Genomic DNA, 12,499 nt, shown 5'->3' with positions numbered 1-12,499 from the left:
ACAAATCAAAATATGACGAGAATATTAGAAGGACAGGCCGGCGCCTACATACCATCCATCTGCTAACTTCTCATTACGATCATCATGTGCACCTTTCATTTCAATCAGGCGGTAACCTGCATCCACTGAAAGTGGTTTAAATACGGTGTAACGAGCACCAGCTTTCGCTTCCATGTAGGATTTGCTACCTGAAGTCAGTGATTCTGGTGCGCCGTACGCTTCACCATAGAAACTTAAAGATGGCAGAGCTTGCCAGCTTAAACCACCGCCTAACGCTGCAGCCGCACCATTGGAACCATCTTCAGGAGATAAATAGAGTGCTTTACCACCGACATAGGCATTGAATGGTCCTAATGGCAGACCGAAAGTTGCCCCTAGGCTACCTAACTCACCATTGTGGTCACTGCGTGCCCAAGAGCCATTAAAGGCTAAACCTGAACCTTGAGTTCCTAAACCAGCACTTAATTCTGTAAAATGTTCACCCGCGCTGAAATCAGCAGAAATGGCTTGAGCAGCACCCATGTAAAATGCAGAGGTCGCTGCAACAGCTAAAAGAACTTTGCGCATCATTATTTCCTTTATTATTAAAAATTGAAGTATCGTGACGATGTTACGTGATTTACTGCACACACTCAGTCTTTTTTGCTTAAATTTACGTTAGAACACCTTGTAACGCACAATAAGTGAAATTGATCAGTAGTTTACTTCAATCTCGCCCGCCTTTTTCTGATAAAACCTCGGACTATGCTTACAGTGATTGGTCAGAGCGATTAGCTAATTAATTCTTTGCTTATTATACTCTTCATCAAGTTTATTATAGAGATGAAGTGATATTCTACAAATATTCATCCAGTTAGTTACTTTTGTGTAGTCTATAAATCTAATAGCTTGGGAGTATTGTGATGAAAAAAAGAGGTCTAACTACCGCTTCAGGTGCACCTGTTGTGGATAACAATAACGTGATGACTGCAGGTAAGCGTGGTCCGATGTTATTGCAAGATGTGTGGTTTTTGGAAAAGCTCGCCCACTTTGACCGTGAAGTGATCCCTGAGCGTCGTATGCACGCCAAAGGTTCAGGTGCATTCGGTACTTTTACGGTAACCCATGATATTACTCGCTATACTCGTGCTAAATTATTTAGTGAGATCGGTAAGAAAACGGATCTGTTTATTCGTTTCTCTACCGTTGCTGGTGAGCGCGGTGCTGCCGATGCAGAGCGTGATATTCGTGGCTTCGCGATGAAGTTTTATACCGAAGAAGGTAACTGGGATATGGTCGGTAACAACACCCCAGTCTTCTACTTACGCGATCCACTAAAATTCCCTGATTTAAACCATGTGGTAAAACGCTGCCCTTATACCAACATGCGCAGTATGGCGTACAAATGGGACTTTTTCTCTCATTTACCCGAGTCTCTTCATCAGTTAACCATTGATGTCAGTGACCGTGGACTGCCAAGAAGCTATCGCTTCATGCATGGCTTTGGTAGCCACACCTATAGCTTTATTAACGCTAACAATGAACGCTTCTGGGTAAAATTCCATTTCCGCAGCCAACAAGGCATCGAAAACCTGATGGACGACGAAGCTGAAGCATTAATTGGTAAAGATCGCGAAAGTTCTCAGCGTGACCTATTTGAATCAATCCAACGTGGTGACTACCCTCGCTGGAACTTACAAATTCAGATCATGCCGGAAAAAGAGGCATCTACCGTACCTTATAATCCATTCGATTTAACCAAAGTTTGGCCACATAAAGATTACCCATTAATTGATGTGGGTTATTTTGAATTGAACCGCAACCCAGACAACTATTTCTCTGATGTAGAACAAGCGGCATTTAGCCCAGCAAACATCGTTCCGGGGATCGGTTTCTCCCCAGATAAAATGTTGCAAGGTCGTCTATTCTCTTACGGGGATACTCAGCGTTACCGTTTAGGTATCAACCACTATCAGATCCCAGTTAACGCACCACGTTGCCCATTCCACAATTATCATCGTGATGGTGCAATGCGTGTGGATGGAAATAGCGGTAATACCGTCACTTACGAGCCAAACAGCGCAGGAATGTTCCAAGAGCAGCCAGATTACAGCGAACCCCCATTATCCATTGAAGGGGCAGCCGATCATTGGAATCATCGCGAAGACGAAGATTACTTCAGCCAACCGCGTGCTCTGTATGAATTACTGGATGATGCGGAACATCAGCGTATGTTCCAACGTTTAGCTGGTGAGTTGATTGAAGCATCAGAAGAGACACAAAAACGTCAAATTGACCTGTTTAAGAAAGTGCACCCTGAATATGGTGCTGGGGTTGAAAAAGCGTTGAATGCACTGAAATAATCTTGTGTTTTAAACATACCAAGCGCTAGAATTCTCTAGCGCTTTATTTTTTCATACGGTACGTTGAGCCAAAACCCACCGCTTAACTTGCTGGCGAGAGATTTTAATTCCCCCCGCTTTCAAGTCAGGGTCTAAACGATAAAATGCCATAGGAAACTGGTAGGGTGCTAATTTATCTTTTAGCCAATCCGCCAGCATGTTTAAGTCAGTTGATTCCTCAGCTTCAATCACCGCAACAGGTCGTTGTCCAAATTGCACATCATCAACCGGAATAATAAAGCTTTGGTGTACATCAGGATACCCATTAATGACTGCCTCAATATCTTCAGGCTGGACACATTCTCCACCACTGATAAACAGATTATCTAGACGCCCTAAAATCTGATATTCACCTTCTATGAATGCGCCTTTGTCATTCGTTTTAAACCAGCCATCAACCCATTTTAGGGGATGCAGTTGCCCGTCAAACCAATATCCTAATGATTGACTATCTGACTGGATTTGGATTTCCTCATCCACAAGGCGAACTTGCTTACCTTTGAGTGGTAAACCAACCCCTTTTTTACCATCCGCGCGTTTCGCACAAACCGTTGACGCCATTTCTGTCATGCCATAGCCACTCCAGCAGACAATGCCATGCGAAGCAGCCAGTTCAGTTAATGTCGTTGGGATCATTGCCCCACCAAGTAGAACTTCTTTTAATGCGACTTGCTCAGGCATTGTATCATTCAGCAATCGCCATAATTGTGTCGGCACTAATGATGCATGACTCACACCTTGTAACGCTTCGGATAATGGTGTTGAACGTACGGCAATTTTTGCCCCTCTGAATAACCAGCGCCACACAATGCCTTGACCAGAAACATGAAATAATGGCAATGAAAGTAACCAACAATCATCTTGTTGATAATTCATGGCATCAAGGACACCTGCTGCGCTATTGAGATGAGCTGAAACACTGTGAACGGCCGCTTTAGGTAACCCTGTCGAGCCAGAGGTTAAAATTAACGTTGCAGGTTGTTTATAGGTATTCTGAAAACAAATAGAAGGAAAATCATCATACTCAGTAAAATGAGCATGCAGTTGATAATCCAAGTGACGATAATCCGATAACACATTGTGCTCATTCGTAAAATCAATCACTGCGCTAATATCAAGATGCGGAAGTAAGTCATTTAACAACCGCTCAGGAAGACGGGGATTAAGTGGTAACACCCTCACCCCGCAAGCGATCAGTGCTAGCTGGCTGAGTAACAAATCTACCGAATTTTTACCACGTAACGCCACACATTGCCCTTCGCTCACCCCTTGCATGACAAAGTAAGTCACTAAATCAGCAATATGTTGGTTTAACTCATGCCACGAGACTGATTCAGTGTCAGTCAGTAATGCCGTTGCATTTGGCTGAAGACTGGCCCAGTGCTGCCAAGGCCAGTCAGTGAATGGTGTAATCGTGGATTCTGTTACAGTAGATGGGGTTAACTCTGCCATACAACCGTCAGTTCATCTAACTGTTGAACAGGAATTTGGCACCCAGGCCATGGTCGAATCAACTGAGATTGGATCAGTGAAACAGTGTCTAACCCCGGAATGGTATCAGGCGTCAGCCAATTTGCGATGCGCGCTAACTGAGTTAAACCAAAGCTGGATTCAATGGACGAGCTAATGACGGCCTGCATACCTAACTGATGCGCTTGCTCCACTAAACAACGACAATAACTCAAACTGCCAGTTAGTGTTGGTTTAATGATGATCGCAGCAACACCCGCTTGTGCTTCCACTTTAAAACCGTCTTCTCGTACACTTTCATCCCATGCAATGGCAATGCCGGTATCCGCAGAAAATTGCAAAGACTCCTCTCGGGTTTTGCAGGGTTCTTCAAGAAAAGCAATCCGACTACGGTAATCAGGATTCACATATTTGGCGAAGCCATCCGCTTTTGCCCGAGTCCAACTGCGATTAGCATCTAAACGCAATTTGAGTTCAGGAACGGCTTCCAATAACAAGTTAGCCACCATACCATCACGTACAGCTTCATAGAGCCCCACCTTCACTTTAGCCACCTTTTCCCCTTCCATGGCATCAAGGCTGAGGATTAGATCGTCAGGGTCACCGCTACATAATGGCGCTTTACGATAGTCGGCTTGTTGAGGAAGTTCGCCCGTTAATTCCGCTAACGCGCAGCTACAGCCAAAGGCGACAGAAGGTAAATGGCTTGACGTCATTGTGCCTTCATTCACCCATCCATTTAGCCATGCGATGGTTTCAGCAGTTGCTTCCTCCAATGTTTCACGGCTAAATTCAGGTAAAGGAGAAATTTCCCCCCAACCTTCGCTATCCCCATCTTGTAAACACACTAATAACCCATCTCGAGTTTTCAGTCGTTGATAGCGAAGGATAACGCCTGCCTCCATGGGCAGGCTGAACGAGTAAAGTTTGGCTTTTCTCATTATGGATTACGCTTATATTTAGAGAAATCTGGAGCACGTTTTTCGTTGAATGCGTTACGACCTTCTTGACCTTCATCCGTCATATAGAACAGCATAGTCGCGTTACCTGCTAATTCTTGCAGACCGGCTTGACCATCACAGTCAGCATTCAAGGCAGCTTTCAGGCAACGTAATGCCATTGGGCTGTTTTCCAACATTTCACGACACCAACGCACAGTTTCTTTTTCGAGATCAGCATAAGGAACAACGGTATTGACCAGTCCCATATCTAAGGCTTCTTGTGCATTGTATTGGCGACATAAGAACCAAATTTCACGTGCTTTCTTTTGACCGACAATACGCGCCATATAAGATGCGCCCCAACCGCCATCAAATGAGCCTACTTTTGGACCTGTTTGACCAAAAATAGCGTTATCAGCCGCGATAGTTAAGTCACACATCATGTGTAAAACATGACCGCCACCGATAGAGAAACCCGCAACCATTGCTACCACAGGTTTCGGACAAGTACGAATTTGACGTTGGAAATCTAATACGTTCAAATGGTGTGTGCCGCTTTCATCACGGTAGCCGCCGTAGTCACCCCGGATTTTTTGGTCACCGCCTGCGCAGAAGGCTTTTTCGCCTTCGCCAGTGAGGATAATTGTGCCAACATGGTCATCATAACGCGCATCAGACAATGCTTGGATCATCTCTTTTACGGTCTGTGGACGGAACGCATTACGCACTTCAGGGCGATTAATGGTGATTTTAGCAATCCCTTCAGGGGATTTATGATATCGAATATCTTCAAAACCTTCTGAGCAATCTTGCCACTCAATCGGTGCGTACAATTTTTCTTCGCTTGGATAAATCATTATCAAGTTCCTTTAACCACAGTGTGATAAAAAATGGTGAAGTGCAATCACATAATGTTGGGGGTTTTCCCGATGCGCATTATGCCCTGCATTCTTAATTAGCGTAAACGGCAATGCATATTGTTGCGAAACGCTTCGAAATTTTTGGTCCTTTTCACCGCAAAAATAGCAGTAAGGGACCGATAAATGCATCAAGGGTTCGACTAAAAACGGCTGTTTGGATAATGAGGTATTTTCCAACATATCCGCTACGGCTAAGGGATTATTCAGGGCGCGTAATGCAACCAAATTAGCACGTTGTTCGTCGGTAAGATCGGCAAAAACGGCTTGCTGATACCAGTCATTCAGTACTCGCTCAATAGGTTGGTGGCGAAAACGTTCCGCCCATTGATGATCATGACTCTCACGAGCTTGGCGTTCTTGTGCATTCTGTAAACCCACATTCCCACCTTCAATCACCAAGCCTTGTAATCCTTTATGATTTGCAAAGCAGGCAAAATGCATCGCCAAACGAGCACCGAGTGAATAACCAACTAAAACAAACCGTTGAACGGCGTACTGCTCCAGCAAGCGAGACAATTGCTGGTTAAAATCATTAAAACCTTGGCAAGTAATGTGACACGCGTCGCCATGCCCCGGTAAATCGACGACTAAACGGGGGTAATTAGGGCAAGCCTCCACAATGGATGACCAGTCATCAGCACTTCCCAGCAACCCATGCAGAAACACTAACCAAGGTGTTTGGTCATTTTTTTCTTGGCTGGGATAACAGTGCGCGGCTAACACGGCAAACTTTCCACTTCTTGCAGTAATTTTTTCAGAGTGCGAGCCCCTTCATCACCGTCAACCACCAGCTCAACAAGCAGCGTTCCGTGCTGGTTATGCCAAAATTCATCAAGCGTCTCTTTTAAGCTTGTCCAATCTGTCGGGGCGCAATATTGCAGACCAAACATCATCGCAGCGCCAGCAAAACTCACATTTTGAGGCATGCAGTAATAATTTTGTCGAGCCTCAGGTGACGTTGGCAACATGGAGAATATTTGCCCACCATTATTATTCACGATAATCAAGACGCTCGGCGCGGAAGGCTCACGTAATAACGCTAAACTATTTAGGTCATACAGCGCTGAAATGTCACCAACGATACCTAATGTCGGTTTAGCGGTAGCGCGTTGCACCCCTGCCATCGTTGAGATCAGCCCATCAATACCACTTGCGCCACGGTTACTGAACACAGGATATCCTGCCGGTAACTGGGCGAAGGCATCAATTAAACGAACAATTAAACTATTCCCCACAAAAAGTTGCCCACGAGGAGGAAGAAGATCGGGCAATTGATGCGCGACAGCAGCTTCTGAAAATTGGTTTTTCAACTGTATTTCAATATGTTGTGAAGTACGATTCGCTAAATCAGCAAGATCTGCACACCATGGGCTACGTGGCTGAGTTGGGTGTTGTTCCAACCATCCTTTAATGCTGCACGTGAGCTTGCGCCCCTGATGATTGGCTGGGTCTAAACGTCCCGGTATTGAATCCACTATCCAATACTCTTGGGGATGACATTGACTTTGCCATTGCAATGCGCGTTTTCCTGTCAGGCTTGAACCAAATTGCACCACTAATTCAGCCTCATCTAGCCAAGCCTTAGCGTTCGGGTGCTGTAACCATAAATCAGCACAAGGGTAAGGCTGCCCGGTTTGAGAAAGTACGTCACCAATAAGTGGCCACCCCAATTCGGCAGCCCATTTAGCCACGAGCTCGCCATCACTGCTGCTCATACGCCCGGCGACTACCACGCCTTTTTTCTGACGCCAGAAATACCAATCAGCAACCAGAGCTACAGTATGGGTCAATGGCTCAATCAACCATGGATGGGATGATTGCCACCAATCACCTAAACTTGCCTGCCAGTCAGTATCGCCTTCTGTTTCTCCGTACAATGGCTCAGCAAAAGGGCAATTCACATGGAATGCACCATGTCGCAACTGATTCATCCCATTATCAATCGCAGAAACCAGCCATTTTGCGGAAATATCACGGGTTGGTCTTGGCAACATTAAATTTTCGAAAGGATGACTCGCAAAAATATGAGTTTGGCGAATAGCCTGATTCGCCCCGCAATCAATCAACTCAGGCGGTCTATCGGCGGTGAGAAAAATAACTTTTTCCCCTGTTAATCCAGCTTCAATGAGAGACGGATAGAGATTGGCTACCGCAGTCCCTGAAGTCACAATAACGCCAACAGGCTCGCTACTCGCCTTCGCAAGCCCTAGCGCAAGGTGCCCTAATCCGCGCTCGTCAAAGTGCGTATGGCAATGAAGTTTCGTGTTATTGATCGCTGCCAATGTCAATGGTGTGGAACGAGATCCTGGTGCAATACAGATATTTTTCATTCCGTGACGGGCGAGCGCCTCAATAATTACCTCAGCCCAACGGAGATTAAATGCTGAATTAGACATAATGTGCTCGGTAAATTATTCATGATGCTGAGTGTAATAGGATTAAGAAAAATTTCTTGATCTCAGAACAATTTTTCATGAACTAATTGAAAATAAAAAAGAAATAACCATTTTAGCTATAGGGTTTTTAGTGTGTTTTGAGTAAGGACTTTAGCCCAGCAGCTTTGTTTTCAATTTCTTCCCATTCTTGTTCAGGATCTGAATCTCTCACAATCCCCGCGCCTGAATAGAGCGAAATTTGTCTATTATCAATTTGAGCACAACGCAGCGAAACCGCAAATTCACTTCGATTCAAGCTGACAAAACCTCCCGTTCCCGCATACCATCCTCGAGAAAACGGTTCATGCTGAGCTAAAAACTCACGAGCCACTGAGCGAGGTAAACCACAGACCGCAGCCGTTGGTTGTAAACGTTGTAAACAGTCGCTATCCGAAGGCGTTAATAATGTCGCCGCGATAGAGCGATACAAATGCTGGATTTTTCGAAGGCGGATAACTTTTGCAGATGAAACGTCAATACCTGTAACTGCACCTTGTAGCTGTTGGCAAATATCATCAACCACCACCAAATTTTCATGTTGATTTTTACTGTCTTCCATTAACCACTTAGCATTTTCAGCCGCAATCACATCATCAGTATGATTTGCGACGGTTCCGGCTAATGCTTCTGAGTTAAGTTGAGTTCCTTGGCGCAAATAAAGGCGTTCTGGCGTCGATGACATAAACCCTGAGTGAGCACTAAAGGCCATCATGAAATGGTAGCAATGATGATTGACCTTTTGGCTGGCGGATAAAAATTCAGCGACAGTAATAGGCTGGGTTAACGATAATTTCGTTTCCCTCGCCATCACGACTTTTTCCATTTTACCTGCGCGCATATCTTGGATAGCGCCAGTTAATCGCTCACACCATTCATCATGATCGGGGATATGTTGCTGCCCAATAATCTCAGTTGATAGTATAGACAACGTATTCGATGTTGATTTCAGCTGCTGTAAAAATGCCATTGCATGCGGTATGTCTTCAGCACCGTCGATGTTTAATGTCACCGTAACGGCGGAACGTAAACGAAATATTTCTAAGCGAGGTAAAAAATAGAATGCGGATTCCCGTTTAAGCTCATCGCTAATCCCTTCACCCACTGCGTTCCAACCATTCAAACCCCATAATCGCATATCCGGCATTTCTGCATGTTCAGCGATAAATTGTTCGGCATCAGTGATGGAATTAAACGATCTTACCGTCCCCAGAGCACTGCACTCTTCGGAACCTGTACGATGATACCAATAAAACTGAGGATAGCTATCTTGGGCTGATAACCATGCTAACCCTGGGAATACCTCTTTCGTGTCCATTTGCCACACTAAACGGGTATATTCGTGAGGATTAAGTACTAATGTCGACAAATGATTCAGAATTTCAGTTAATAATTTATCAATTTTTGTTTTTGTCACTTTAGATTCCCACTGCTACATCACAACGACATCGATTTACTTATAATTATTATATATCGCAATGTAATTTATTAACACATTCATTATTAATGACATAATCCGTTCAAAAAACAGCCACAAAGAGAGCGAAAGTGATACTTTGCAAGTCATTTAAGATCACAAAAATTATTGATTATCAAAATGTTAAGTAAGCTTTTTTCTCGCTATCTCACTTTAAATGAAAATCTCAGAAACAGATAGAAAATATAAAATAGCAATAATTTATATTATAAATTATTTTTATTCTTATCTTTTTTAGAGGATAGACTTTCTATTTCAGTACTTTTAATTTGCATATAGAAATCTATTTTTTTACATGATTCGCATTTTTACCTGTCTGAATAACGGTAACTAGATTAATTGTTAAATATTAAAAACTACAACCAAGGAGTTATTTTTTAGCGAGGATTTTCATTTTTTAATATCAACGTAAGCTCTACGTTTCTAGTAGGTTATGAACTATAAACTTGAAAGAGTAAATCCTCCTGATCATGACCATTAAAAACTCATTATGATTAGAAAATTACAACTATTAACAATGAAATATTCAAAAAACAAATCGTCATATAAGTGAAAAGATAATTAGTTTTCTAATTTTATCATTCTATCTTCATTCAATTAATTGGAAATCCACAATGAATACTCAGTTTAATTATGACAGAATCATTGAAAAGGAAAGTATTGGTGACGCAACTCTCGCATTATTAACCAATCAAGATTCTCTATCCGCAAGATCAGCGGGTATATTCACCCTTGAAGACCTCATCAGTATTCATCGGCATGTTCAATTCGCATTGGCACTTCCGGTAAAAGACAGTGACATCTTAAAATGGTTTGGCATTAATGATGAAAATAGCGCATCACTTCCTGCAATTGAACTAATGGATATCATCATTGATATTCGCAAGCATGCTAATTCCTGGAATAATGTCGAATTGAAAGTTAAAGAACAATCCGTCGATTTATCGCTAACAAGTCGAAATATCATGCAAACTGGCGGTCAAGTTCTTGAATATATTAATCACATGCCGATTATTAAAAAAATTTCTGATACCTTAGAGGATTTATCTGAAGAAAGTTTAAGTCAGATTACTTATCAAAATGATGACCAACAAATTGCCACTGAACTTTTAAGTATTTTACATTTAATTAAAGGAGATATAAAACAACAGTCAATTAAAACCATTCATATTAAAAATACAGTCTCTGATTTTCGCGCCTATATTACTGGTGGATATCTTTCAGACTATACCCATGTAGAATCATTACTTTTCACTTTAAAAGGACTATATCAACAATTAGAATCTAAAGAGGATCCAAGTAATAATGAGTCATTCTTAAAAGAATTGATTACTTTTAAGAAAAATGAACTGCACCAACTCGAGCAAGAATATAGCCACTTTGTCAAACTCTGCTTTACAGGACTTGCAGGCGGCATTATAGGTTTAATCATCACAGGCAGTATTTTTGGTTCAAAAGCAGAAAATATTCGTCATCGAAAAAACATGCTGATTAAAGAGATTGAAGAAATAAACCATAAATTGCATCAAGAGCAGTTATTACAAAAAACCATTTTCGATATCCAAATTAATTTACAGAAAATTGATGGCTTATTTAAAGATGCTCGTCTCGCAATTGACCATTTAGATTATATGTGGCTGGTGATCCTCACAGAAATCAAACAATCTATTGATATATTTGCAAGGATAAATAATGCAGAAAAACTGATCCAATTTATCACGCAATTCAAACGTATCATCATGTCTTGGTCCGCTATTCAAGACTATTCAATTCATTTGATTAAGCTATTTGACGAGCTACAAATCAGTGAAAAAAATTCACAATAAAAGGCGTTAATATGCATGATAATCTTGATTTACCTATGTTACCTTCCATTGATATTTATCAATTAAGGTGTATTTCAAATAGTATTAGCTCTTTCAATAAAAATATTCTCAATTATGATTATATCATCTATGGTCGAATTCAAAAAATTGCTGCTAAAGTTGAAAGGCTTAATGAACTCATTCGCAATTCAGTCCCTATTCTGAAAATAAAACTAAATTATATTATAAAGAATGATGCCTATGAGTTACTTACATTAGAGGACAATAATGATGCCTACTCAGACATTAGACGGAAGATAGTCATGACTGGCTTTATTGATGACTTATTAGATATTAAATCAGAGTTGGAAAAGCTTATTGCAAAAACCCGCTATGCTCTAGAATCACTACTAGTATTCCATTTAAATGAACCTAATAAATTGAAACATTCTCAATATCTGAAACAAAAAGAATTTTTGGTTAATTCTAAAAATGGAAAACAATCAAAAATTAATGAATTAAACAATCATCTTTCGATTATTCTTGCAGCAGAAGAGATTATCTTAAAGCACAGAATTACAGACTTCTTCGATAAGTATTTTCAGGGTAAAGAGTTAATTGATTCTATTGATATTCAACCCAATAAAAAAGATATTTTAAAAGCCGCTATTAGTTATATACGTAACCTACTCACTATGGTTGATGATGGGCTTGAGTTTTCCCAACTTGTGGATGTCAGAATCTATGTTAGTGACCAAATTATTGAAGCACGTGAAGAAATCAATACGATTGATAATAATATATTTCGGATCTCCCAAATCATAAGCTATGCCAATGATATTAGCCAAATTGAGAGCCACAAACAAACCATTATCACACAGACTGGTGCTTTAAAATCCTATTGGGAATCTTGGTGTGGTTTTATGAGTGAAAAGATATCTGAAGAGTGTCTAAATCTTGAACATATTAAAACCATGAGTCAAATGTTCATGACCTATTTAAATGACATTGAATACCAATATCAACGGCAATTACCGGATTAAAAAAAGCCCCGTTACTGTAAAGTAACGGGG

10 protein-coding genes are annotated in these 12,499 nt (G+C 41.4%); 3 read left to right on the top strand and 7 right to left on the bottom strand.

Annotated elements, in window-relative coordinates; translation table 11 throughout:
* Positions 1-24: 24 nt before the first annotated feature.
* A complete protein-coding gene (locus PR795_RS01705; protein ID WP_006661376.1) occupies positions 25-567 on the bottom strand; it encodes a YfaZ family outer membrane protein in 543 nt (180 codons plus the stop codon).
* 335 nt (positions 568-902) lie between these two features.
* Here PR795_RS01705 and PR795_RS01700 point away from each other — a divergent pair, with 335 nt between their 5' ends.
* Positions 903-2,342, top strand: coding sequence for a catalase (locus PR795_RS01700; RefSeq protein ID WP_006661375.1), 1,440 nt, complete (start codon positions 903-905; stop codon positions 2,340-2,342).
* Positions 2,343-2,393: 51 nt separating this feature from the next.
* On the opposite strand, the gene menE is transcribed toward PR795_RS01700, so the two are convergent.
* The 6 genes from menE to PR795_RS01670 form a co-directional block, all read right to left on the bottom strand.
* Positions 2,394-3,833 (bottom strand): o-succinylbenzoate--CoA ligase, encoded by a 1,440-nt coding sequence (menE, locus tag PR795_RS01695; protein ID WP_036966133.1) that lies wholly within the window; start codon positions 3,831-3,833, stop codon positions 2,394-2,396.
* Positions 3,821-4,792 (bottom strand): o-succinylbenzoate synthase, encoded by a 972-nt coding sequence (gene menC, locus PR795_RS01690; RefSeq protein ID WP_006661373.1) that lies wholly within the window; start codon positions 4,790-4,792, stop codon positions 3,821-3,823. The genes menE and menC overlap by 13 nt, the downstream gene beginning before the upstream one ends.
* Positions 4,792-5,649: a 1,4-dihydroxy-2-naphthoyl-CoA synthase gene (gene menB / locus PR795_RS01685; RefSeq protein ID WP_006660301.1), complete on the bottom strand. Its 858-nt coding sequence runs from the start codon at positions 5,647-5,649 to the stop codon at positions 4,792-4,794. The genes menC and menB overlap by 1 nt, the downstream gene beginning before the upstream one ends.
* Positions 5,650-5,661: 12 nt before the next feature.
* Positions 5,662-6,435: a 2-succinyl-6-hydroxy-2,4-cyclohexadiene-1-carboxylate synthase gene (gene menH, locus PR795_RS01680; RefSeq protein ID WP_181480057.1), complete on the bottom strand. Its 774-nt coding sequence runs from the start codon at positions 6,433-6,435 to the stop codon at positions 5,662-5,664.
* Positions 6,429-8,108: a 2-succinyl-5-enolpyruvyl-6-hydroxy-3-cyclohexene-1-carboxylic-acid synthase gene (menD, locus tag PR795_RS01675; RefSeq protein WP_036978911.1), complete on the bottom strand. Its 1,680-nt coding sequence runs from the start codon at positions 8,106-8,108 to the stop codon at positions 6,429-6,431. Before menD ends, menH begins: the two co-directional genes overlap by 7 nt.
* A gap of 127 nt (positions 8,109-8,235) precedes the next feature.
* Complete coding sequence (locus tag PR795_RS01670) at positions 8,236-9,561, bottom strand: isochorismate synthase (RefSeq protein ID WP_036961165.1); 1,326 nt, start codon at positions 9,559-9,561, stop codon at positions 8,236-8,238.
* Between the two features lie 674 nt (positions 9,562-10,235).
* On the opposite strand from PR795_RS01670, the gene PR795_RS01665 reads away from it, so the two are divergent.
* Together PR795_RS01665 and PR795_RS01660 are read left to right on the top strand one after the other, a co-directional pair.
* Positions 10,236-11,447 (top strand): alpha-xenorhabdolysin family binary toxin subunit A, encoded by a 1,212-nt coding sequence (locus PR795_RS01665; RefSeq protein WP_036966141.1) that lies wholly within the window; start codon positions 10,236-10,238, stop codon positions 11,445-11,447.
* Between the two features lie 11 nt (positions 11,448-11,458).
* Entirely contained in the window at positions 11,459-12,469 is a 1,011-nt protein-coding gene (locus PR795_RS01660; RefSeq protein ID WP_006660296.1) for an alpha-xenorhabdolysin family binary toxin subunit B, read from the top strand.
* The last annotated feature ends 30 nt before the right edge of the window (positions 12,470-12,499 follow it).

Source organism: Providencia sp. PROV209 (assembly GCF_028479485.1).
In the GTDB taxonomy this organism is placed as follows: Bacteria; Pseudomonadota; Gammaproteobacteria; order Enterobacterales; family Enterobacteriaceae; genus Providencia; species Providencia alcalifaciens.
This window is presented reverse-complemented; position numbering and strand designations above follow the sequence as displayed.